23 protein-coding genes and 1 rRNA gene are annotated in these 22,679 nt (G+C 53.8%); 16 read left to right on the top strand and 8 right to left on the bottom strand.

Annotated features, from left to right (window positions below):
• The first annotated feature begins 75 nt into the window (after positions 1-75).
• The 11 genes from skp (at position 76) to tilS (ending at position 13,290) form a co-directional block, all read left to right on the top strand.
• Positions 76-570 carry a molecular chaperone Skp gene (gene skp / locus JKP81_RS16685; protein ID WP_020456611.1) on the top strand — a complete coding sequence of 165 codons (495 nt, stop codon included), beginning with the start codon at positions 76-78 and terminating at the stop codon, positions 568-570.
• Between the two features lie 3 nt (positions 571-573).
• Positions 574-1,602, top strand: a complete 1,029-nt coding sequence (gene lpxD / locus JKP81_RS16680) for a UDP-3-O-(3-hydroxymyristoyl)glucosamine N-acyltransferase (protein WP_200552606.1) — start codon at positions 574-576, stop codon at positions 1,600-1,602.
• Between the two features lie 161 nt (positions 1,603-1,763).
• Positions 1,764-2,219 carry a 3-hydroxyacyl-ACP dehydratase FabZ gene (gene fabZ / locus JKP81_RS16675; RefSeq protein ID WP_017458006.1) on the top strand — a complete coding sequence of 152 codons (456 nt, stop codon included), beginning with the start codon at positions 1,764-1,766 and terminating at the stop codon, positions 2,217-2,219.
• 3 nt (positions 2,220-2,222) lie between these two features.
• Positions 2,223-3,011, top strand: a complete 789-nt coding sequence (gene lpxA, locus JKP81_RS16670) for an acyl-ACP--UDP-N-acetylglucosamine O-acyltransferase (protein WP_200552605.1) — start codon at positions 2,223-2,225, stop codon at positions 3,009-3,011.
• Positions 3,011-4,159: a lipid-A-disaccharide synthase gene (gene lpxB / locus JKP81_RS16665; RefSeq protein WP_200552604.1), complete on the top strand. Its 1,149-nt coding sequence runs from the start codon at positions 3,011-3,013 to the stop codon at positions 4,157-4,159. The genes lpxA and lpxB overlap by 1 nt, the downstream gene beginning before the upstream one ends.
• A complete protein-coding gene (gene rnhB, locus JKP81_RS16660; protein WP_200552603.1) occupies positions 4,156-4,752 on the top strand; it encodes a ribonuclease HII in 597 nt (198 codons plus the stop codon). The genes lpxB and rnhB overlap by 4 nt, the downstream gene beginning before the upstream one ends.
• 39 nt (positions 4,753-4,791) lie before the next feature.
• Complete coding sequence (gene dnaE, locus JKP81_RS16655; RefSeq protein WP_200552602.1) at positions 4,792-8,274, top strand: DNA polymerase III subunit alpha; 3,483 nt, start codon at positions 4,792-4,794, stop codon at positions 8,272-8,274.
• Positions 8,275-8,286: 12 nt separating this feature from the next.
• Positions 8,287-9,246 carry an acetyl-CoA carboxylase carboxyl transferase subunit alpha gene (accA, locus tag JKP81_RS16650; RefSeq protein ID WP_017458011.1) on the top strand — a complete coding sequence of 320 codons (960 nt, stop codon included), beginning with the start codon at positions 8,287-8,289 and terminating at the stop codon, positions 9,244-9,246.
• A gap of 99 nt (positions 9,247-9,345) precedes the next feature.
• Positions 9,346-11,484: a lysine decarboxylase LdcC gene (locus tag JKP81_RS16645; protein WP_200552601.1), complete on the top strand. Its 2,139-nt coding sequence runs from the start codon at positions 9,346-9,348 to the stop codon at positions 11,482-11,484.
• A 58-nt stretch (positions 11,485-11,542) separates the two neighbouring features.
• The gene (locus JKP81_RS16640; RefSeq protein ID WP_200552600.1) at positions 11,543-11,932 is read left to right on the top strand and encodes a VOC family protein; all 390 of its coding nucleotides are present in this window, start codon (positions 11,543-11,545) and stop codon (positions 11,930-11,932) included.
• 62 nt (positions 11,933-11,994) lie between these two features.
• Positions 11,995-13,290 carry a tRNA lysidine(34) synthetase TilS gene (tilS, locus tag JKP81_RS16635; protein ID WP_200552599.1) on the top strand — a complete coding sequence of 432 codons (1,296 nt, stop codon included), beginning with the start codon at positions 11,995-11,997 and terminating at the stop codon, positions 13,288-13,290.
• A gap of 27 nt (positions 13,291-13,317) precedes the next feature.
• Here tilS and rof read toward each other — a convergent pair whose 3' ends face one another.
• Positions 13,318-13,578, bottom strand: coding sequence for a Rho-binding antiterminator (rof, locus tag JKP81_RS16630; RefSeq protein ID WP_017458015.1), 261 nt, complete (start codon positions 13,576-13,578; stop codon positions 13,318-13,320).
• Positions 13,565-13,765, bottom strand: coding sequence for a YaeP family protein (locus JKP81_RS16625; protein WP_017458016.1), 201 nt, complete (start codon positions 13,763-13,765; stop codon positions 13,565-13,567). Before JKP81_RS16625 ends, rof begins: the two co-directional genes overlap by 14 nt.
• Before the next feature lie 195 nt (positions 13,766-13,960).
• Here JKP81_RS16625 and JKP81_RS16620 point away from each other — a divergent pair, with 195 nt between their 5' ends.
• Genes JKP81_RS16620 through nlpE form a run of 3 tightly spaced genes read left to right on the top strand, consistent with a single transcriptional unit; the run spans position 13,961 to position 15,659 of the window.
• Positions 13,961-14,509, top strand: coding sequence for a YaeQ family protein (locus JKP81_RS16620; protein ID WP_200552598.1), 549 nt, complete (start codon positions 13,961-13,963; stop codon positions 14,507-14,509).
• Positions 14,506-14,928 (top strand): alternative ribosome rescue aminoacyl-tRNA hydrolase ArfB, encoded by a 423-nt coding sequence (gene arfB, locus JKP81_RS16615; RefSeq protein ID WP_017458018.1) that lies wholly within the window; start codon positions 14,506-14,508, stop codon positions 14,926-14,928. Before JKP81_RS16620 ends, arfB begins: the two co-directional genes overlap by 4 nt.
• 35 nt (positions 14,929-14,963) lie before the next feature.
• Positions 14,964-15,659, top strand: a complete 696-nt coding sequence (gene nlpE / locus JKP81_RS16610) for an envelope stress response activation lipoprotein NlpE (protein WP_200552597.1) — start codon at positions 14,964-14,966, stop codon at positions 15,657-15,659.
• Between the two features lie 208 nt (positions 15,660-15,867).
• Here the strand turns inward: nlpE and proS are convergent, their stop codons facing one another.
• The 6 genes from proS to metN form a co-directional block, all read right to left on the bottom strand.
• On the bottom strand, positions 15,868-17,586 hold the full coding sequence (proS, locus tag JKP81_RS16605; RefSeq protein WP_200552596.1) for a proline--tRNA ligase: 1,719 nt from the start codon (positions 17,584-17,586) through the stop codon (positions 15,868-15,870).
• 112 nt (positions 17,587-17,698) lie between these two features.
• Positions 17,699-18,406 carry a tRNA (N6-threonylcarbamoyladenosine(37)-N6)-methyltransferase TrmO gene (tsaA, locus tag JKP81_RS16600; RefSeq protein ID WP_020456625.1) on the bottom strand — a complete coding sequence of 236 codons (708 nt, stop codon included), beginning with the start codon at positions 18,404-18,406 and terminating at the stop codon, positions 17,699-17,701.
• Positions 18,403-18,807 (bottom strand): Rcs stress response system protein RcsF, encoded by a 405-nt coding sequence (gene rcsF, locus JKP81_RS16595; RefSeq protein WP_200552595.1) that lies wholly within the window; start codon positions 18,805-18,807, stop codon positions 18,403-18,405. Before rcsF ends, tsaA begins: the two co-directional genes overlap by 4 nt.
• A gap of 108 nt (positions 18,808-18,915) precedes the next feature.
• Entirely contained in the window at positions 18,916-19,731 is an 816-nt protein-coding gene (gene metQ, locus JKP81_RS16590) for a methionine ABC transporter substrate-binding lipoprotein MetQ (RefSeq protein ID WP_200552594.1), read from the bottom strand.
• 42 nt (positions 19,732-19,773) lie between these two features.
• Entirely contained in the window at positions 19,774-20,427 is a 654-nt protein-coding gene (locus tag JKP81_RS16585; RefSeq protein ID WP_017458024.1) for a methionine ABC transporter permease MetI, read from the bottom strand.
• Complete coding sequence (gene metN / locus JKP81_RS16580; RefSeq protein ID WP_017458025.1) at positions 20,420-21,451, bottom strand: methionine ABC transporter ATP-binding protein MetN; 1,032 nt, start codon at positions 21,449-21,451, stop codon at positions 20,420-20,422. Before metN ends, JKP81_RS16585 begins: the two co-directional genes overlap by 8 nt.
• A 189-nt stretch (positions 21,452-21,640) precedes the next feature.
• On the opposite strand from metN, the gene gmhB reads away from it, so the two are divergent.
• Positions 21,641-22,207, top strand: a complete 567-nt coding sequence (gene gmhB / locus JKP81_RS16575) for a D-glycero-beta-D-manno-heptose 1,7-bisphosphate 7-phosphatase (protein ID WP_065369262.1) — start codon at positions 21,641-21,643, stop codon at positions 22,205-22,207.
• A gap of 372 nt (positions 22,208-22,579) precedes the next feature.
• Positions 22,580-22,679: ribosomal RNA gene (locus tag JKP81_RS16570) — 16S ribosomal RNA — on the top strand; the annotation flags it as partial.

Raw genomic sequence — 22,679 nt, 5'->3', positions numbered from 1 at the left:
GAGGCTTTCAATGGAAAGCCCAGCCACGCAAAGAACTGTACCTCCGGGTACAAACGGGATGGTAAGGAGTTAATTGTGAAAAAGTTGTTATTAGCTGCAGGTTTCGGTTTGGCAATGGCTGCGTCAGCTCAGGCCGCTGACAAAATTGCGATTGTCGATATGGGTAGCCTGCTGCAGCAGGTTGCGCAGACTTCCGGCGTTTCTCAGACCATGAAAAACGAATTCGGCGGTCGCGCAAGCGAACTGCAAAGCATGGAATCCGACCTGCAAGCAAAAGCACAGCGTTTGCAGCGCGATGGTTCCACGATGAAAGCAAGCGATCGCAGCAAGCTGGAAAAAGACATCACTTCTGGCCGTCAGGCATTCGCTCAAAAAGCGCAGGCTTTCGAACAGGATCAGGCTCGCCGTTCTAATGAAGAACGCGGCAAGCTGGTGACTCGTATCCAGACCGCAGTGAAAAAAGTGGCTTCTGATCAGGGTGTTGATCTGGTTATTCCTTCCAACGCCGTTATTTACAACAGCAACGATGTAAAAGACATCACTGCTGATGTACTGAAACAGGTTAAATAAGTAATGCCTTCAATTCGACTGGCTGATTTAGCTCAGCAGTTGGATGCAGAACTACACGGTGATGGCGATATCGTCATCACCGGCGTTGCGTCCATGCAATCTGCCGTAGCAGGCCACATCACTTTCATGGTCAATCCTAAGTACCGTGAACACCTGACTGCATGTCAGGCCTCTGCCGTTGTAATGACGCAGGACGATCTTCCCTTTGCCAACAGCGCTGCGCTGGTCGTAAAAAATCCGTACCTGACCTACGCACGTATGGCGCAAATCCTTGATACCACGCCGCAGCCTGCGCAGAACATCGCGCCAGGAGCAGTGATTGATCCTACGGCTAAGCTTGGTAGCAACGTAGCAATTGGCGCGAACGCCGTGATCGAATCCGGCGTCAGCCTGGGCGATAACGTCGTCATCGGCCCGGGTTGCTTCGTTGGGAAAAATACGAAAATTGGCGCGGGTTCGCGTCTGTGGGCCAATGTGTCCATTTACCATGAGATTGAGATCGGTGAAAATTGCCTGATCCAATCCGGCACGGTGATAGGTTCCGATGGCTTTGGCTATGCCAACGATCGTGGCAACTGGGTTAAAATCCCACAGCTTGGTCGCGTCATTATCGGCAATAACGTTGAGATCGGCGCATGTACGACTATCGATCGTGGTGCGCTGGATGATACCTGCATTGGTAACGGCGTCATCATTGATAACCAGTGTCAGATTGCACATAACGTTGTGATTGGCGACAATACCGCGGTTGCCGGTGGCGTCATCATGGCGGGTAGTTTGAAAATTGGTCGCTATTGCATGATTGGCGGCGCCAGCGTAATCAACGGGCACATGGAAATTTGCGACAAGGTTACCGTAACGGGGATGGGGATGGTCATGCGTCCTATCACTGAGCCGGGTATTTACTCCTCAGGTATCCCGTTGCAACCGAACAAAGTGTGGCGAAAAACCGCAGCCCTGGTGATGAATATCGATGATATGAGCAAGCGCCTGAAAGCTGTCGAGCGCAAGGTTAATCAACAAGACGAATAATTCATCCGCATAACGCTTGTACACAGAAGAATTCGGGGGACAGAAAAGCCTCTGCACCTCGAAGAATAAAGTGTATATACTTCCCGGCCTGTTGGCATTCTTATGATTGCCGCGGGCCGTGTTATTATTGCTTTTTAGTATATTTGGACAGGAAGAGTATTTTGACTACTGACACTCATACTCTGCACATTGAAGAGATCCTCGAGCTTCTGCCGCACCGCTACCCGTTCTTACTGGTTGATCGCGTGCTGGATTTTGAAGAAGGTCGTTTTCTGCGCGCAGTCAAAAATGTTTCGGTAAACGAGCCGTTTTTCCAGGGGCACTTCCCTGGCAAACCGATTTTCCCGGGCGTGCTGATCCTTGAAGCAATGGCGCAGGCAACCGGTATTCTGGCGTTTAAAAGCGTTGGTAAACTGGAGCCGGGTGAGCTGTATTACTTCGCCGGTATCGACGAAGCGCGCTTTAAGCGTCCTGTTGTGCCAGGCGATCAGATGATCATGGAAGTCACTTTCGAAAAAACCCGCCGTGGCCTGACCCGTTTTAAAGGGGTTGCGCTGGTAGACGGTAAAATTGTTTGTGAAGCTACTATGATGTGTGCACGTAGCCGGGAGGCCTGATACGTGATTGATAAAACCGCCTTTATTCATCCTACCGCCATTGTTGAAGACGGTGCCGTTATTGGTGCTAACGCTCATATTGGCCCATTTTGTATTGTGGGACCTCACGTTGAAATTGGTGAGGGTACCGTACTGAAATCTCACGTCGTCGTGAATGGTCATACGACTATTGGTCGTGACAACGAGATTTATCAGTTCGCCTCCATCGGCGAGGTTAACCAGGATTTAAAATATGCTGGTGAACCGACTCGTGTGGAAATTGGCGATCGCAACCGCATTCGCGAAAGCGTCACCATCCACCGTGGCACAGTACAGGGTGGTGGGTTGACGAAGGTGGGCAGCGATAACCTGCTGATGATCAACGCGCACGTTGCGCACGATTGCACCGTTGGAAATCGCTGTATCCTCGCAAATAACGCAACGCTGGCGGGTCATGTTTCCGTCGACGACTTTGCAATCATCGGCGGCATGACCGCAGTGCATCAGTTCTGCATTATCGGTGCACACGTGATGGTTGGCGGCTGTTCTGGCGTTGCCCAGGACGTACCGCCTTACGTGATCGCTCAGGGCAACCATGCCACACCATTCGGTGTGAACATTGAAGGCCTGAAACGTCGTGGCTTTAGCAGAGAAGCGTTAGTGGCTATCCGTAATGCGTACAAATTGCTGTACCGCAGCGGTAAAACGCTGGAAGAGGCGAAACCGGAAATTGCTGAGCTTGCTGCTAAGCATCCGGAGGTTGACGCATTCATGCGGTTCTTTGAGCGCTCAACACGTGGTTTGATCCGTTAATGATCGACGCGCGTCCTCTTACGATAGCCCTCGTCGCCGGAGAAACCTCCGGCGATATTCTTGGTGCCGGTCTTATCCGTGCGCTGCGAGCTCGCCTGCCGAACGCGCGTTTTGTCGGCGTCGCGGGGCCGCGTATGCAGGCCGAAGGCTGCGAAGCCTGGTATGAAATGGAAGAGCTGGCGGTAATGGGCATCGTTGAGGTGCTGGGCCGTTTGCGCCGTTTGCTGCATATTCGCGCCGATTTAACCCGTCGTTTTAGCAAATTGAAACCGGATGTCTTTGTCGGCATCGACGCGCCGGATTTCAATATTACCCTCGAAGGTAATCTGAAACAGCAGGGTATTAAAACCATCCATTATGTCAGCCCGTCGGTCTGGGCGTGGCGACAAAAACGCGTTTTCAAAATCGGCAGAGCCACCAATCTGGTGCTCGCGTTTCTGCCTTTCGAAAAAGCGTTTTACGATAAATTTAACGTACCGTGTCGTTTTATTGGCCATACCATGGCGGATGCCATGCCGCTGGATCCCGATAAGAACGCGGCGCGGGCGCACATTGGGATTGCTGATAACGTGCATTGTCTGGCTTTACTGCCGGGCAGTCGCGGGGCGGAAGTCGAAATGCTAAGTGCAGACTTCCTGCGCACCGCGCAATTGTTGCGTGAGCGCTACGCCGATCTTGAAGTGGTTGTTCCGTTGGTCAATGCGAAACGGCGCGAACAGTTTGAACGCATCAAAGCGGAAGTCGCACCCGAGCTGCCGGTGCATATGCTTGATGGCCAGGCGCGGGAAGCGATGATCGCCGCAGATGCCGCACTGCTGGCTTCAGGAACCGCTGCGCTGGAGTGCATGCTGGCGAAATGCCCGATGGTGGTTGGCTATCGGATGAAGCCTTTCACTTTCTGGCTGGCAAAACGGCTGGTAAAAACGCCTTATGTGTCGCTGCCAAACTTGCTTGCCGGGCGTGAGCTGGTTAAAGAGTTGCTCCAGGATGAATGCAATCCCCAGGCGCTCGCTGCTGCGCTGGAACCCTTGCTGGCCAACGGCAAAACCAGCCACGAGATGCACGACATTTTCCGCGAGCTGCATTTGCAGATTCGCTGTAATGCCGATGAACAGGCGGCTGACGCCGTACTGGAGTTAGCACAATGATAGAGTTTGTTTATCCGCATACGCATTTGGTTGCGGGTGTGGATGAAGTCGGTCGCGGCCCGCTGGTGGGCGCGGTGGTGACAGCGGCGGTGATCCTCGATCCCGAGCGTCCTATTGTCGGTCTGAACGATTCTAAAAAATTATCCGAAAAACGCCGTTTGTCGCTCTGCGATGAGATCAAAGAGAAAGCGCTGGCCTGGAGTCTTGGCCGCGCGGAGCCGCATGAAATCGACGCGTTGAACATTTTGCATGCCACCATGCTGGCGATGCAGCGCGCTGTTGCCGGGCTGGCAATCGCGCCCGAGTTCGTGCTGATCGACGGTAACCGTTGCCCGGCTTTGCCGATGCCTTCGCTGGCGGTGGTAAAAGGCGATAGCCGTGTCGCAGAAATCAGCGCCGCGTCGATTCTCGCCAAAGTGACCCGCGATGCGGAGATGGCCGAACTTGATATCATTTTTCCGCAATATGGCTTTGCGCAGCATAAAGGCTATCCTACGGCTTTCCATCTGGAGAGACTGGCGGAGCACGGCGCAACCGAGCATCACCGACGTAGCTTTGCGCCGGTCAAACGCGCGTTGGGTCTTGTGTCCTGATTCTTGTGAACGTGAAATAAACCAGGCTGGGATCTAAAAATGGCTGAACCACGTTTCGTACACCTGCGGGTGCATAGCGACTATTCCATGATTGACGGGCTGGCGAAAACCGGGCCGCTGGTGAAAAAGGCGGCCGCGCTCGGCATGCCTGCGCTGGCGATCACCGATTTTACCAACCTGTGTGGTCTGGTGAAGTTTTACGGAACGGCGCACGGTGCCGGGATGAAGCCTATCGTCGGTGCTGATTTTCATGTGCAAAGCGATCTGCTTGGCGACGAGCTGACGCAGCTCACCGTTCTCGCTCTCAACAACACCGGTTATCAAAACCTGACGCTGCTTATTTCGCGCGCCTACCAGCGTGGTTATGGCGCGCTCGGCCCGTGGATTGACCGCGACTGGCTGCTGGAGCTCAATGAAGGGTTGATTCTGCTTTCCGGCGGGCGCATGGGCGACGTGGGTAAAAGCGTGCTGCGCGGCAATAGCGCACTGGTTGAGCAGTGTCTTGAGTTCTATAAAACCCATTTTCACGATCGCTACTACCTGGAGCTGATCCGTACGGGGCGAGCGGACGAAGAGTCTTACCTGCATGCCGCCGTCGCGCTGGCAGAAGAGCATGGCTTGCCGGTTGTTGCGACCAATGATGTGCGGTTTATTGATGCCGGCGACTTCGACGCCCATGAGATCCGCGTCGCGATCCACGACGGTTTTACCCTTGACGATCCTAAACGCCCGCGTAACTATTCGCCGCAGCAATACATGCGCAGCGAAGAGGAGATGTGCGAACTCTTCTCGGATATCCCGGAAGCGCTGGAGAACACGGTCGAAATCGCCAAACGCTGTAACGTCACCGTGCGTCTGGGCGAATACTTCCTGCCGCAGTTCCCGACGGGCGAGATGACCACCGAGGATTTCCTCGTGGCGAAATCCAAAGAGGGGCTGGAAGAACGACTGGCATTCCTCTTCCCGGATGAGAACGTGCGCGCTGAAAAGCGCCCGCCTTACGATGAACGTCTCGATATTGAACTCCAGGTTATCAACCAGATGGGGTTCCCGGGCTACTTCCTCATCGTGATGGAGTTTATCCAGTGGTCGAAAGACAACGGCGTGCCGGTAGGGCCGGGCCGTGGTTCCGGTGCAGGTTCGCTGGTAGCTTATGCGCTGAAAATTACCGACCTCGATCCGCTTGAGTTTGACCTACTGTTCGAACGTTTCCTTAACCCGGAACGTGTGTCGATGCCTGACTTCGACGTCGATTTCTGCATGGAAAAACGCGACCAGGTTATCGAGCACGTGGCGGATATGTACGGGCGCGATGCGGTATCGCAGATCATCACCTTTGGTACCATGGCGGCGAAAGCGGTTATCCGCGACGTTGGCCGCGTGCTTGGTCACCCATATGGCTTTGTCGACCGAATTTCAAAACTGGTCCCACCCGATCCAGGGATGACGCTGGCTAAAGCGTTTGAAGCCGAACCGCAACTGCCGGAAATTTACGAAGCCGACGAAGAGGTCAAAGCGCTGATCGATATGGCGCGCAAGCTGGAAGGGGTTACGCGAAACGCAGGGAAACACGCCGGTGGTGTGGTTATCGCGCCAACCAAAATCACCGACTTTGCGCCGTTGTATTGTGATGAAGCCGGTCAGCACCCGGTTACCCAGTTCGATAAAAACGACGTGGAATATGCGGGTCTGGTGAAGTTCGACTTCCTCGGGCTGCGTACGCTGACCATCATTAACTGGGCGCTGGAGATGATTAACGCCCGGCGTGAGAAGAACGGCGAGCCACCGCTGGATATCGCCGCTATTCCGCTGGATGACAAGAAAAGTTTCGACATGCTGCAACGCTCGGAAACCACAGCGGTTTTCCAGCTAGAATCCCGCGGCATGAAAGACCTGATCAAACGCCTGCAGCCTGACTGCTTCGAAGATATGATCGCACTGGTGGCGCTGTTCCGTCCGGGTCCGCTGCAATCAGGCATGGTGGATAACTTCATCGACCGTAAACACGGGCGTGAAGAGATCTCTTACCCGGATGTTCAATGGCAGCATGAGAGCCTGAAGCCGGTGCTGGAGCCAACCTACGGTATCATTCTGTATCAGGAACAGGTGATGCAGATTGCGCAGGTACTTTCGGGTTACACGCTTGGTGGTGCGGATATGCTGCGCCGTGCGATGGGTAAGAAAAAGCCGGAAGAGATGGCCAAGCAGCGCGGCACGTTTGAGGAAGGCGCGAAGAAAAACGGCGTCGACGGCGAACTGGCGATGAAAATCTTCGATCTGGTGGAAAAATTCGCTGGTTACGGATTTAACAAATCGCACTCTGCCGCCTATGCTTTGGTGTCATACCAGACGCTGTGGCTGAAGGCGCACTATCCGGCTGAGTTTATGGCGGCTGTAATGACCGCCGATATGGACAACACCGAGAAAGTGGTTGGCCTGGTCGATGAGTGCTGGCGCATGGGGCTGAAAATTCTGCCGCCGGATATCAACTCAGGTCTGTACCATTTCCACGTCAACGACGATGGCGAAATTGTTTACGGCATTGGCGCGATCAAAGGCGTGGGTGAAGGCCCGATCGAGGCGATCATTGAAGCACGTAACAACGGCGGCTATTTCCGTGAACTGTTTGATCTATGTGCCCGCACCGATATCAAAAAACTCAACCGCCGGGTGCTGGAAAAACTGATTATGTCCGGGGCGTTTGATCGCCTTGGCCCGCATCGCGCCGCGCTAATGAACGCGCTGGGCGATGCGCTGAAAGCCGCCGATCAGCACTCGAAAGCCGAGGCGATTGGGCAGGCGGATATGTTTGGCGTGCTGGCAGAAGAGCCGGAGCAGATCGAGCAGTCCTACGCCAGTTGCCAGCCGTGGCCGGAACAGGTGGTGCTGGACGGCGAGCGTGAAACGTTAGGGTTGTACCTGACAGGTCACCCGATTAACCAGTATTTAAAAGAAATTGAGCGCTATGTCGGAGGCTACCGGCTGAAAGACATGCATCCGACCGAACGTGGGAAAGTGACCACGGCGGCGGGGCTCGTCATTGCCGCGCGGGTTATGGTCACCAAGCGCGGCAATCGTATCGGCATCTGTACCCTGGATGACCGTTCCGGGCGTCTTGAAGTGATGTTGTTCACTGACGCCCTGGATAAATACCAGCAACTGCTGGAAAAAGACCGCATACTTATCGTCAGCGGACAGGTCAGCTTTGATGACTTCAGTGGGGGGCTTAAAATGACCGCCCGCGAAGTGATGGACATTGACGAAGCCCGGGAAAAATATGCCCGTGGACTTGCTATCTCGCTGACGGACAGGCAAATTGATGACCAGCTTTTAAACCGACTCCGTCAGTCTCTGGAACCCCACCGTTCGGGAACCATTCCAGTACATCTCTACTATCAGAGGGCGGATGCGCGCGCGCGATTACGCTTCGGCGCAACGTGGCGTGTCTCTCCGAGCGATCGTTTACTCAACGATCTGCGTGGCCTCATAGGTTCGGAGCAGGTGGAACTGGAGTTTGACTAATACAGGAATACTATGAGTCTGAATTTCCTTGATTTCGAACAGCCGATTGCTGAGCTGGAAGCGAAAATCGATTCTCTGACCGCCGTTGGCCGTCAGGATGAAAAACTGGATATTAACATCGACGAAGAAGTGCATCGTCTGCGTGAAAAAAGCGTTGAGCTGACACGTAAAATTTTCGCCGATCTTGGCGCATGGCAGGTCGCGCAGCTGGCTCGCCATCCGCTGCGTCCATACACCCTGGATTATGTCCGCCTGGCTTTCGACGAGTTCGATGAACTGGCTGGCGATCGTGCTTACGCTGACGATAAAGCCATCGTTGGCGGTATCGCGCGTCTGGATGGGCGTCCGGTGATGATCATCGGCCACCAGAAAGGCCGCGAAACCAAAGAGAAAATCCGCCGTAACTTCGGTATGCCGGCACCGGAAGGCTATCGCAAAGCGCTGCGCCTGATGGAAATGGCAGAGCGCTTCAACATGCCGATCATTACCTTTATCGACACGCCGGGTGCTTATCCGGGCGTGGGCGCGGAAGAGCGTGGTCAGTCTGAAGCGATCGCGCGTAACCTGCGTGAAATGTCCCGTCTGAACGTGCCGGTTATCTGCACCGTGATCGGCGAAGGCGGCTCCGGCGGCGCGCTGGCAATTGGCGTGGGCGATAAAGTGAATATGCTGCAATACAGCACCTATTCTGTTATCTCTCCGGAAGGTTGCGCATCAATTCTGTGGAAAAGCGCCGACAAAGCGCCGCTGGCTGCCGAAGCGATGGGGATTATCGCACCGCGTCTGAAAGAGCTGAAATTAATCGACTCGATCATTCCGGAACCGTTGGGCGGCGCTCACCGTAACCCGGAAACCATGGCGGCTTCGCTGAAAGCGCAACTGCTGGCCGATCTGGCCGATCTGGATGTGCTGAGCAAAGACGATCTGCGTAACCGCCGTTACCAGCGTCTGATGAGCTACGGCTACGCCTGATCCTCATCCCACTCTGAAAAGCCGCACCGCTGTGCGGCTTTTTTTATACCTGCCGTTTAGCTCAACTATGCTTAGCTAAGGTTTTTAACGGAGGTAACCGTGAATATTATTGCCATCATGGGACCACATGGCGTTTTCTATAAAGATGAGCCAATTAAGGAGCTGGAGCAGGCATTACAGGCCCAGGGTTTTCAGCTTATCTGGCCGCAAAACAGCACCGACTTACTGAAATTTATCGAACACAACCCGCGCATCTGCGGCGTTATCTTTGACTGGGACGAGTACTCCCTCGATCTGTGCAGCGAAATCAATCAGCTTAACGAATATCTCCCGCTGTACGCCTTTATCAATACCCACTCGACGATGGACGTCAGTATCCAGGATATGCGCATGGCGTTGTGGTTTTTCGAATATGCGCTGGGCGTGTCCGAAGATATAGCAACGCGTATCGGCCAGTACACCCGCGAGTACCTCGAAACCATTACGCCGCCGTTTACCCGCGCGCTGTTCACCTACGTTAAAGAGGGCAAATATACCTTTTGTACGCCGGGGCATATGGCGGGCACGGCTTATCAGAAAAGCCCGGTTGGCTGCCTGTTTTACGATTTTTTCGGCGGCAATACGTTAAAAGCGGATGTCTCTATTTCAGTCACGGAGTTGGGCTCGTTACTGGATCACACTGGCCCGCATCTGGAAGCCGAAGAGTATATCGCCCGCACCTTTGGCGCGGAGCAGAGCTACATGGTCACCAACGGTACGTCCACGTCGAATAAAATTGTCGGCATGTATGCCGCTCCGGCGGGCAGTACATTATTGATTGACCGTAACTGCCATAAGTCACTGGCACATCTGCTGATGATGAGCGATGTTACGCCGCTATGGCTGAAACCAGGGCGCAATGCATTGGGAATTTTGGGCGGTATTCCACGTCGTGAATTTACCCATGCCAGCATCGAACAGAAGGTGGCAAAAACGGCGGGCGCGCGCTGGCCGGTACACGCCGTGATCACTAACTCCACCTATGACGGACTGTTGTATAACACCGACTGGATCAAAAAGACGCTGGATGTGCCGTCGATCCACTTCGATTCTGCCTGGGTTCCTTATACCAATTTCCACCCGATCTACGCCGGGAAAAGCGGTATGAGCGGCGAGCGGGTGCCGGGAAAAGTGTTCTTTGAAACCCAGTCGACGCACAAAATGCTGGCGGCATTTTCGCAGGCGTCGCTGATTCATATTAAAGGTGAATATGATGAAGACACCTTTAACGAAGCATTTATGATGCACACCACCACCTCGCCGAGTTATCCGCTGGTGGCCTCCATCGAAACGGCGGCTGCGATGCTGCGCGGTAATCCCGGCAAACGTCTGATTAACCGTTCCGTCGAGCGCGCGCTGCATTTCCGTAAAGAAGTTCAGCGGCTGAAAGATGAAGCCGATGGCTGGTTCTTTGATATCTGGCAGCCAGAAGAGATTGAAGAGGCGGACTGCTGGCCGGTTGCGCCCGGGGAAGCATGGCACGGTTTCCGCGATGCAGATGCCGACCATATGTTTCTCGATCCGGTTAAAGTGACCATTCTGACGCCGGGGATGGACGAGCAGGGGAATATGAGCGATGACGGGATCCCGGCGGCGCTGGTGGCGAAGTTTCTTGATGAGCGCGGCGTGGTGGTCGAGAAAACCGGGCCCTATAATTTGCTATTCCTGTTCAGCATTGGCATTGATAAAACCCGCGCGATGGGTTTGCTGCGTGGGTTGATGGAGTTTAAACGCGCTTACGATCTGAATCTGCGCGTGAAGAATATACTGCCGGATCTCTACGCCGAAGATCCGGATTTCTACCGCAATATGCGCATTCAGGATCTGGCGCAGGGGATCCATAAGCTCATACGCCAGCACGATCTCCCTCGTTTAATGCTGCAAGCGTTTGATGTGTTACCGGAAATGAAGCTGACGCCGCACCAGGCCTGGCAGCGGCAAATTCAGGGCGAGGTGGAAACCATTGAACTTGAGCGACTGATAGGGCGAATTTCAGCGAATATGATCCTGCCTTATCCGCCAGGCGTGCCGCTGGTGATGCCCGGCGAAATGATCACCGAAGCGAGCAGAGCCGTGCTGGATTTCCTGCTGATGCTTTGCGCTATTGGCCGCCACTATCCCGGTTTTGAGACGGATATTCATGGCGCGAAGCGAGACGAAGAGGGCGTTTATCGGGTACGAGTCCTAAAAAACCGCTGAGCTATTGCGGGCGAACACCGGCAGGCGTAACGTTCTGGCATTCAGAAAAGGAGAGACTATGCTGGGTTTAAAACAGGTTCATCATATTGCCATCATTGCTACGGACTACGCGAAGAGCAAAGCGTTTTACTGCGATATTCTGGGGTTTACGCTGCAAAGCGAGGTCTACCGCGAAGCACGTGATTCATGGAAAGGCGACCTGGCGCTGAACGGTCAGTATGTGATTGAGCTGTTTTCTTTCCCGTTCCCGCCTGCGCGCCCCAGCCGGCCAGAAGCCTGCGGGTTACGCCATCTGGCGTTTAGCGTTGATGACATCGACAAGGCGGTGGCGCATCTGGCTGCTCACGGTGTGCCGTGCGAAGAAATTCGCATCGATCCTTACACCGATAAACGCTTCACCTTCTTTACCGATCCTGATGGCCTGCCGCTCGAGCTTTACCAGCAGTAATACTTGCCACTTCCGCTAATGCCCGGTAACGTGCCGGGCAATACTCCGTTTTGATAATCGCTATGACCACGCCCTTTTTTGCATCAATGCCGACCACATCGCGCCAGTTTCTGGTGGCGTTTAGCGGTGGGCTGGATTCAACCGTCCTGCTGCATAAATTGATGCTTTGGCGTCAGCAATTACCCGAACTCAGGCTGCGCGCCATTCATATTCATCACGGGCTTAGTCCGCATGCCGATGCATGGGCGGAGCATTGTGAGGATATTTGCGCGCGCTGGCAGATCCCGCTTAGTGTCGTTCGTGTTCAAGTGGTGAATAACGGGGAAGGAATCGAAGCGCAGGCGCGAAATGCGCGTTATCAGGCGTTTGCGGATGCATTGATGCCTGGTGAAGTGCTGGTTACGGCTCAGCATCTGGACGATCAATGCGAGACGTTTCTGCTGGCGTTAAAACGTGGCAGCGGGCCTGCCGGGCTGGCGGCGATGCCCGAAAGTATGCCTTTTGCCGGAACCCAGCTTATTCGCCCGTTACTGACACAAACCCGTGCTGAGCTGCACCAGTGGGCGCTTCACCATGCGCTGTCATGGATTGAGGATGAAAGTAACGCCGACGCCAGCTTTGATCGCAATTTTTTGCGCTTGCAGGTTTTACCGGTGCTGGCGGCGCGCTGGCCGCATTTCGCCGACGCCGTTGCGCGCAGCGCCGCGCTGTGTGGCGAGCAAGAGCAGTTACTTGATGAGTTACTGGCAGAAGAACTTGATGCGGCTACGACGGCTGAAGGGGCGCTGGAGCTTGTCCCTCTTTACAGGCTAAGCGATGCGCGCCGTCGGGCGCTGCTGCGCCGCTGGCTGGCGCAGCGCGGTGCGGCTATGCCGTCACGCGCCATGCTCGATCGTTTGTGGCAGGAAGTGGCGCTGGCGCGTGAAGATGCTTCGCCGTGTTTGCGCCTGGGCGAATTTGAGGTACGTCGTTATCAGTCGAGCTTGTGGTGGATCCGCGCCATTGACAGTCAACGCGATACGCAACTGCCGTGGGTTGCGCCTTTCGAACCGCTAACATTACCGGCAGGTCTTGGCGAGTTGTCGCTATTGGCGGGTGGAGACATTCGCCCCCCCAATACTGAAGAGGCGGTTTCGATCCGTTTTCAGGCACCCGGTATGTTGCATATCGTCGGGCGCAGCGGCGGACGCAAGCTGAAGAAAATCTGGCAGGAGCTTGGTGTGGCGCCCTGGCGACGCGATACCACGCCGCTGCTGTTTTATGGCGAAACGTTGATGGCGGCGGCAGGGTTATTCGTTACGCAAGAAGGGGCGAAAAGCGCAGAGCAAACGGGCGTACGTATTGAGTGGCGAAGATAACGGGCAACTGGCGCTGCCCGCAAAATGTCAGGACTCGCTCACCACAACGGTGCCGATTTCAGGATGGCTGAAGCTGGCAATTTTATCGAGACGCAGTTCGCGCGCTGCACCTGCGACATCAACCACCAGATACTCCACATTTTTACGTGAGACTAAATCGTTGGCTTTGGCGCTGAGCACCTCGCCGTCTTTCATTTCCAGCTTCAATAAAAGATGATGCTGGCAGGCGAGCTCAAGGTTGTCATAGTCATCACAGTTGATGGGTTGATAGGCATCATTCATTGACATAATCGCTCACCAGTAAGTTCGCGGCAGCATACGCCGCCTTTTCCCTGACCGACTCTGAAAGGGTGTCATCCGACGCCATTTCATTCAGCACTTTCAACACGCACCCCAGCGCATCCGGGATATACCCTAAATCTCCGCTGGCGATTTCCGCATAACGTCTGCGTACTAACTCACAATAATTGTTCACATCACCTCCTGTCAGCAACCTGACTTTACTGTGAGATAACACTAAGCCTACGAAGTTAAACTCTGTTTAGCAAGGTGACTATACCACAGCTTATTCGTCATTATCAGGGCGATGAATACCCACTGCGACAAGAGATAACAGCGCCTTATGCTTATATTCGCTACAATAGCGACCATTTTATGAAGGAGCGGTGATATGGCATTAAAAGCGACAATTTATAAAGCGACGGTGAACGTTGCCGATTTGGATCGTAATCAGTTTTTAGATGCAACGCTGACGCTGGCTCGCCATCCTTCCGAGACGCAAGAACGCATGATGCTGCGCCTGCTGGCGTGGATGAAATATGCGGATGAACGCCTGCAATTTACCCGCGGTCTCAGCGCTGACGATGAACCGGAACTCTGGTTACGCAATGATTATCTGGGTATCGATTTGTGGATTGAGCTGGGCCTGCCGGATGAAAAACGTCTAAAGAAAGCCTGCTCACAGGCGAAAGAGGTGGCGCTTTTTACCTATAATTCACGCGCGGCGCAGATCTGGTGGCAGCAGAATCAGTCGCGCTGTTCGGCATTTAGTAATCTGAGCATCTGGTATCTGGATGATGCGCAGCTGGCCGGTTTGAGTGCGTTTGCCAGCGATCGCACCATGACGCTGCAAGCAACTTTGCAGGATGGCGCTATCTGGTTATCGGATGAGAGTCAGAACCTGGAGATCCACCTTGAAGCCTGGCAGCAGCCGCAATGATTGAGATCTCCCGTTCGGTCTCCATTGCTGACGACGAGCTGGAAATCACGGCAGTGCGGTCGCAGGGTGCGGGCGGTCAACATGTCAATAAGAGCTCAACGGCGATCCACCTGCGTTTTGACATTCGGGCTTCAAGCCTGCCAGAGTATTACAAAGCGCGTTTACTGGAAGCGTCGCACCATCTGATTAGCAGTGAAGGCTGGGTGGTGATAAAAGCACAGGAATATCGCAGCCAGGAGATGAACCGCGAAGCGGCAATCGCTCGCCTGGTGGCGTTAATTAAAGAATTAACCGTTGTGCAAAAGAGCCGTCGGGCAACGCGTCCAACCCGTGCGTCGAAAGAGCGCCGGTTATCGGGCAAGGCGCAAAAGTCGTCGGTAAAGGCGTTACGCGGTAAAGTTCGTGGCCATGAAGGCTGACGGGTACTAACAGAATTGAGCATAAGGAATCGGGTGTGAAAAAAGCGATTTTATCTGTGCTGGCAGGGTGTACGCTCTTTGCGCTTTTCGGATGTAACAACCGTGGCGATGTTGAGACGGTGCAGCCAGCACACGTTGAAGAATTGAAACCGATGCAGCAAAGCTGGCGCGGTGTATTGCACTGCGCGGATTGCGAAGGCATTGAAACCTCTCTGTTTCTGGATAAAGACGGGAGCTGGGTGATGAACCAGCGCTATCAGGGAGGAAAAGCGCCCTCGGTGTTTGCCACGTATGGGAACTGGGCGCGCACGGCGGATAAACTGATCCTCACTGATACGCACGGTGATAAAACCTTTTTCCGCGCCAAAGGCGAGGCGCTGGAGATGCTCGATCAGCAAGGCAATCCCATTACTTCTCAGCTCAATTACACGTTACAGCCAGTAAAAGCCGCGCTACCGGCGACGCCGATGGCGATGCGCGGCATGTATATGTACATGGCTGATGCGGCGATATTTACCGATTGTGCAACCGGCAAGAAGGTAACCGTTGCCAGCAATGCACAGCTTGAGCGCGACTATGCGGCAGCGCGCGGAACAGAAACCAAACCGATTCTGCTGGTGGTTGAAGGGCATTTTACCGTTGAGCCAAACCCGGACACCGGTGCGGCGCAAAAAGTGTTGGTAACGAATAAGCGCGGCAAGTTTAGCCCCAATAAAGGCTGTGATGATTAAGCGTTAGCAGCGCAAAACCCGCCTTCACAGAAGGCGGTATGTTTTATCGTGAAGGGCATGCGAAACCTGCGTTTACGATGAAACCTCTGTTGGTCATGCCGGATTTAAACGCAGCAATAATAAGGCAGAGCCAAAATCGGATACCCGGTATGTGGTATTTCGGTAGTTATAAAAAAGCCCCGCAGAGCGGGGCGTTTTGTTGGGGCGCTTAGCCTTTGATGGCTTTGACCAGATAATCGAGGATATCCCCGGTTTTGATCAGCTGTTTCTCGCCATTGCGACGGTATTTATATTCGATATCGTCGTTGTCGAGGTTACGATCGCCAATCACCACCGTATGCGGGATACCGATCAGTTCCATATCGGCAAACATCACACCCGGGCGCTCTTTACGATCGTCCATCAGCACTTCAATACCCTGCGCACGCAGCTCGGCGTAGAGTTTCTCCGCCAGTTCCTGCACGCGATAAGATTTGTGCATGTTCATTGGCAGCAGCGCGACCTGGAACGGCGCAATGGCGTCAGGCCAGATGATCCCGCGCTCGTCGTTGTTCTGCTCAATGGCCGCAGCCACAACACGCGTTACACCGATACCGTAGCAACCCATGGTCAGGATCTGGTTACGCCCATCTTCACCCTGCACGGCGGCGTTCAGCGCCTGGGAGTACTTGGTGCCCAGCTGGAAGATGTGACCGACTTCGATACCGCGCTTGATAAGCAGCGTACCTTTGCCATCCGGGCTCGGATCGCCGGCAACAACATTACGGATATCTGCCACTTCCGGGGTCGCTACATCACGATCCCAGTTGATGCCGAAGTAGTGTTTGCCATCGATATTCGCGCCAGCAGAGAAATCGCTCATCGCCGCAACGGTACGGTCAATCACAACCGGAACCGGTATGTTCACCGGGCCGAGCGAGCCAGGGCCTGCGTTCACTACCGCGCGGATTTCCGCTTCGGTGGCGAAGGTCAACGGCGCGGCAACCTGCGGTAGTTTTTCCGCTTTAACTTCGTTCAGCTCATGATCGCCGCGTACCAGCAGCGCAACCAGCGGGGAGCTGCTGCCTTCAACGGCTTTAACCAGCAGGGTTTTCACGGTTTTTTCAATCGGCAGGTTGAACTGCTCAACCAGCTCAGCGATGGTTTTGGCGTTCGGCGTGTCAACCAGCGTCATTTCCTGCGTTGCAGCAGCGCGCGGTTCTTTCGGTGCCAGCGCTTCGGCAAACTCAATGTTGGCGGCAAAATCGGATGAGTCAGAGAAGATCACATCGTCTTCACCGCTCTGCGCCAGCACCTGGAATTCGTGCGAGGCGCTACCGCCGATCGAGCCGGTATCTGCCTGTACGGCGCGGAAATCCAGACCCATACGGCTGAAGATTTTGCTGTAGGCGGCGTACATTGCATCGTACGTCTCCTGCAACGATTCCTGTGAAGTATGGAAAGAGTAGGCATCTTTCATCAGGAATTCGCGTGAGCGCATGACGCCAAAACGCGGGCGCACTTCATCACGGAACTTGGTCTGGATCTGGAAGAAGTTCAGCGGCAACTGCTTGTACGAGTTCAGCTCGTTACGAATCAGGTCGGTGATCACTTCTTCATGCGTTGGGCCGAGGACAAACGGACGATCGCCGCGATCGACAAAACGCAGCAGTTCCGGGCCATATTGCTCCCAGCGGCCGCTTTCCTGCCACAGGTCGGCGGGCTGCACTACTGGCATGGACACCTCAATCGCACCGGCGTTATTCATCTCTTCACGCACGATGTTTTCGACTTTTTTCAGAACGCGCAAACCGGTTGGCAGCCAGGTGTATAACCCGGAGGCCAGTTTGCGGATCATCCCGGCGCGCAGCATCAGCTGGTGGCTGATGACTTCGGCGTCGGCAGGTGTCTCCTTCAGAGTGGAGAGCAAGTATTGGCTAGTACGCATGTTGTTACGGTTCCATTTGGACAATCGGAACAGGCCTAAGGCAGGCCTGACACAGAAAAAAGTGGTTTAGTTTATCAGCCTGGCGGAGATGCCAAAAGAGAGGGGGATAAAATTAGCGCGCTTCGAGCGCAAACACTTCAAAGCCGCCATCGGTTACGCGCCAGCGCACGTTAAAATCCAACAGCCAGACGGCGTAGGTTTTTCCCTGCTCTTCCCCTTTTTTATAAGCCGGGCGCGGATCCTGCGCCAGCACTTCGCACAGAAAGGTTTTGAAATGCGGGTAGCGCTTTTCAAGCCCACTAAGCTGCGCTTCGACATCCGGCGTAAAAGTGACGGCTACATCAGCAGAAGGTGCCTGTTGCGCGTAGCTAGCTTGCGCATCGGGCAAGGCTTCAGCAAACGGCAAATAGGGCTTGATATCCACCACCGGCGTGCCATCAACCAGATCAAGACTGCCAAGTTGTAAAATCACCTGATCTTTCTGGCAGCGGATGCCGTGCAACTCAACCAGCGACATGCCGATCGGGTTAGGCCGGAAGGTTGAACGCGTGGCGAACACACCCATTCTCGCGTTTCCTCCCAGCCTGGGCGGACGCACGGTGGGTCGCCAGCCGCCTTCCATCGTTTGATGAAAAACGAAAAGCACCCACAGATGGCTGAACTCTTCAAGGCCGCGCACGGCATCGGGCTGGTTATAAGGAGGAAGCAAGTGAAGTTCGCCGCCGCCGTGTTTCACCAGACCTGGCTGGCGCGGTACGGCAAACTTCTCTTTATACGGTGAGCGGATTACGCCGATTTGCTCGAAAGCAAATGTACTCATTTGGATGAGATATTCAGTGCAGAACCGACACAAACTGCCTGACGGTAGCAACCTGGCGTGCCGCTGGTCACTTCGCAGCTGTGCTGCAGAACTGCGTTAGCTTTCAGCTTAGATGCATTGATTTGCATGCGTTTACGCGCGGTAGGGATATTCGGCGGAGAGTCCTGGTTAGTAGCCTGGCAGGATTCACCGGTGACTTCGCCCAGATCGCGGAATGGTTTACCCACCAGTTCAGTGGCATCCGTAATAACCCGTACAGGGGTAGGACGCGTGACTTTCGGTTTCTCCGGTTCTGCCTTGGGCGCCGCAGCGGTGCTTTTTACAGGTTCGACAGGAGATCTGCTTAGCAAGGAGCAGCCACTTAGCATGAGTGCTAATAAACAGATCGGTAAAGCACGCATAATATATCCTCGAAGTAATTTTCTTAACGCCGCTTATTGAATCAGGCGCGTGCACAAATGACAAGGCGGGCTTGCGCCCGCCTTGAATGATATTACAGACTGAGGAGATTACCAGCCTTTCACTGCGCCGCCGTTGAAGACTTTATTTGCCGCTTCGCTGACTTCGTCAGACTGATAAGCCTGGACGAATTTCTTCACGTTTTCCGCGTCTTTGTTATCTTCGCGTGCGACGATCAGGTTGACGTACGGGGAGTCTTTATCTTCAACGAAGATGCCGTCTTTTTCCGGCGTCAGGCCAATCTGGCTGGCGTAAGTGGTGTTGATGACCGCCAGAGCAATCTGCGCATCGTCCAGTGAACGCGGCAGTTGCGGGGCTTCCAGTTCAACAATCTTCAGGTTTTTCGGGTTTTCGGTGATATCCAGCACGGATGGCAGCAGACCCACGCCATCTTTCAGTTTGATAAGACCTTGTTTTTGCAGCAACAGCAGGGAACGGCCAAGGTTGGTTGGGTCGTTCGGAACGGCTACCTGAGAACCATCCTGCAACTCAGACAGGGCTTTGATTTTTTTGGAGTAGCCAGCGATCGGGTAAACGAAAGTGTTGCCGACTGGAACCAGTTTGAAGCCACGGTCTTTGATCTGCTGATCCAGATACGGTTTATGCTGGAAGGCGTTCGCGTCAATGTCGCCTTTACTCAGCGCTTCGTTCGGCAGCACGTAGTCGTTAAAGGTAACCAGCTCAACGTCCAGACCATATTTCTCTTTTGCGACTTTCTGCGCAACTTCAGCAACTTGCTGTTCGGCACCCACAATCACACCGACTTTGATGTGATTCGGATCTTTTTCGTCCTGGCCGCAACCTGCCAGTGCCAGAGAACCCAGCAGAGCACCAACTGCTGCAAAGGTCTTGAATTTAAAAGCCATGATATTTTCCTTTCTATCTGAGTCGTTATGTTGTGTGTAACGTTATTTATGCGTCACAGCCCGGACGATACGATCGCCAGCGAACTGAATTAAGTAAACCAGAACCACGAGCAATATCAGTACGGTATTCATCACTAATGGATTGTAGGTCACGTAGCCGTATTGGATACCCAACTGACCTAAACCGCCCGCACCGACAGCACCGCCCATTGCGGAGTAACCCACCAGAGTAATCAGCGTAATGGTCGCCGCGTTAATCAGCCCTGGCAGCGCTTCTGGCAGCAGAACTTTGCGAATGATCTGCATGGGAGTTGCGCCCATTGCGCGTGATGCTTCGATCAGACCCGCAGGCAGCTCCAGCAGAGTATTTTCTACCATGCGGGCAATAAACGGTGCGGCGCCTACGGTCAGTGGAACGATAACCGCATACAGACCAATAGATGTGCCAACAATCACGCGGGTGAAAGGAATCATCCACACCAGCAAAATGATAAACGGGATGGAGCGGAAAATATTCACCAGTGCGGAAATCACGCGATACAACCCCGGGTTTTGCATGATCTGACCCGGACGGGTCACATACAGCAGCACACCGAACGGCAGACCGACGATAAAACCCAGCAGGCCTGAAGCAAAGGTCATAAATAAAGTTTCCCAGATGCTGCGGGCAAAAAGCCACATCATTGCCTCAGACATAACCGAGTACCTCTACTTTTACATGGTGTTCTTGCAGCCAGGCGATCGCCGCCTGCGTATCCTCAGCGGTGCCGTGCATTTCGGTCAACATAATGCCGAACTTCACGCCGCCCGCGTAATCCATCTGCGCGCTGATGATATTGTTGTTCACGTTAAAACGACGCGCCGTTTCTGAAAGCAGCGGGGCATCGACGGATTGACCGGTAAACTCCATCCGCAGCATCGGTACGCTGTCCGCTTGCGGCTGTGCCTGTAAGCGTTGCAGGTAATCTTCCGGAATATCGAGGTGCAGTGTGGACTGGATAAACTGCTGCGCCAGCGGTGTTTTCGGATGGGAGAACACTTCGCTCACCGTATCCTGCTCAATCAGCTCACCGTTGCTGATCACTGCCACGCAATCACAAATGCGTTTTACCACATCCATTTCATGCGTAATGAGCAGAATGGTCAGCCCGAGGCGACGGTTAATGTCCTTCAGCAGTTCAAGAATAGAACGTGTTGTGGCCGGATCCAGTGCGCTGGTGGCTTCATCGCATAACAACACTTTCGGGTTGCTGGCCAGCGCACGAGCAATGGCGACGCGCTGTTTTTGCCCCCCGGAAAGATTGGCCGGGTAGCTGTCGTGCTTATCTGCCAGACCTACCAGATCGAGAAGTTCTGTTACCCGGCGATTGATCTCTTCGCGCGAGGTGTTATCCAGCTCCAGCGGTAAAGCAACGTTACCGAAAACGGTTCGCGAAGAGAGCAGGTTGAAGTGCTGGAAGATCATGCCAATTTGGCGACGCGCTTTGGTTAATTCCGCTTCTGACAGCTGCGTCAGATCCTGGCCGTCAACCAGAACGCTGCCCTGCGATGGGCGTTCAAGCAAGTTCACGCAGCGGATAAGCGTACTTTTCCCCGCACCTGACGCGCCAATAACGCCATAAATCTGGCCAGCAGGAACGTGCAGGCTAACGTTGTTCAGCGCCTGAATCGTACGGTTCCCCTGCTGGAACACTTTGGTGATATTCGAAAGTTTAATCATTAGATTATTTTTATCGTATGAGAGTTAGCCGTGGCATTTTCTTCTGCCGGTTACGACTTTCAGCCGTAAACAGGGCGGATGGTAAGGCATCCAGACGTCTAAATCAATGTCACTCATCAACGATGAGCACTTTCCTGTGTAGCGAAACATGAGATACTAAGAACATATGCCTTTTTCAGGAGCAAACCCGTGGCAAAGTCTGTACCCGCTATTTTTCTCGATCGTGATGGCACTATTAATGTTGATCACGGCTATGTCCATGAGATCGACGAATTCGAATTTATTGATGGCGTTATTGACGCCATGCGCGAACTGAAAGAAATGGGTTATGCGTTGGTGCTGGTGACTAACCAGTCTGGTATTGCGCGCGGGAAATTCACCGAGGCGCAGTTTGAAACGTTAACTGAATGGATGGACTGGTCTTTAGCCGATCGCGGTGTTGATTTGGATGGTATCTACTATTGTCCACACCACCCGCAAGGAACAGTAGAAGAGTTCCGCCAGGTTTGCGACTGCCGTAAACCGCACCCGGGCATGCTCATTTCGGCGCGCGATTTTCTGCACATTGATATGGCCGCTTCTTATATGGTTGGCGATAAGCTGGAAGATATGCAGGCGGCATCTGCCGCACAGGTAGGAACAAAAGTACTGGTACGCACCGGTAAACCTGTTACGCCGGAAGCTGAAAAAAGTGCCGATTGGGTGATTAATAGCCTCGCGGAGCTGCCTGCAGCCATTAAAAAGCATCAAAAATAGCCTTTATGACGAAAAGATGAGCGGTTGAAATAAAAATGCATTTTTCCGCTTGTCATTCAGCTCTAGCTCCCTATAATGCGCCTCCATCGACACGGCGGATGTGAATCACTTCACACAAACAGCCGGTTCGGTTGAAGAGAAAAAATCCTGAAAATCAGGGTTGACTCTGAAAGAGGAAAGCGTAATATACGCCACCTCGCGACAGAGCGCTGAAGCGCGTCGCACCTGCTCTTTAACAATTTATCAGACAATCTGTGTGGGCACTCAGGGTGACTGGATTCTTAACGTCCTCGGACGAAAAATGAATACCAAGTCTCAACGAGTGAACACGTAATTCATTACGGAGTTTAATTCATTGAGCATCAAACTTTTAAATTGAAGAGTTTGATCATGGCTCAGATTGAACGCTGGCGGCAGGCCTAACACATGCAAGTCGAACGGTAGCACAGAGAGCTTGCTCTCGGGTGACGAG

The organism is Kosakonia sp. LAM2021, assembly GCF_016620385.1.
Lineage (GTDB): Bacteria > Pseudomonadota > Gammaproteobacteria > Enterobacterales > Enterobacteriaceae > Kosakonia > Kosakonia sacchari.
This window is presented reverse-complemented; position numbering and strand designations above follow the sequence as displayed.

Coding starts and splice junctions, on each gene's coding strand:
- lpxD (WP_200552606.1), top strand. CDS start 574: ATGCCTTCAATTCGACTGGCTGATTTAGCTCAGCAGTTGGATGCAGAA.
- lpxB (WP_200552604.1), top strand. CDS start 3,011: ATGATCGACGCGCGTCCTCTTACGATAGCCCTCGTCGCCGGAGAAACC.
- rnhB (WP_200552603.1), top strand. CDS start 4,156: ATGATAGAGTTTGTTTATCCGCATACGCATTTGGTTGCGGGTGTGGAT.
- dnaE (WP_200552602.1), top strand. CDS start 4,792: ATGGCTGAACCACGTTTCGTACACCTGCGGGTGCATAGCGACTATTCC.
- accA (WP_017458011.1), top strand. CDS start 8,287: ATGAGTCTGAATTTCCTTGATTTCGAACAGCCGATTGCTGAGCTGGAA.
- JKP81_RS16640 (WP_200552600.1), top strand. CDS start 11,543: ATGCTGGGTTTAAAACAGGTTCATCATATTGCCATCATTGCTACGGAC.
- tilS (WP_200552599.1), top strand. CDS start 11,995: ATGACCACGCCCTTTTTTGCATCAATGCCGACCACATCGCGCCAGTTT.
- rof (WP_017458015.1), bottom strand. CDS start 13,578: ATGTCAATGAATGATGCCTATCAACCCATCAACTGTGATGACTATGAC.
- JKP81_RS16620 (WP_200552598.1), top strand. CDS start 13,961: ATGGCATTAAAAGCGACAATTTATAAAGCGACGGTGAACGTTGCCGAT.
- arfB (WP_017458018.1), top strand. CDS start 14,506: ATGATTGAGATCTCCCGTTCGGTCTCCATTGCTGACGACGAGCTGGAA.
- proS (WP_200552596.1), bottom strand. CDS start 17,586: ATGCGTACTAGCCAATACTTGCTCTCCACTCTGAAGGAGACACCTGCC.
- tsaA (WP_020456625.1), bottom strand. CDS start 18,406: ATGAGTACATTTGCTTTCGAGCAAATCGGCGTAATCCGCTCACCGTAT.
- rcsF (WP_200552595.1), bottom strand. CDS start 18,807: ATGCGTGCTTTACCGATCTGTTTATTAGCACTCATGCTAAGTGGCTGC.
- metQ (WP_200552594.1), bottom strand. CDS start 19,731: ATGGCTTTTAAATTCAAGACCTTTGCAGCAGTTGGTGCTCTGCTGGGT.
- JKP81_RS16585 (WP_017458024.1), bottom strand. CDS start 20,427: ATGTCTGAGGCAATGATGTGGCTTTTTGCCCGCAGCATCTGGGAAACT.
- metN (WP_017458025.1), bottom strand. CDS start 21,451: ATGATTAAACTTTCGAATATCACCAAAGTGTTCCAGCAGGGGAACCGT.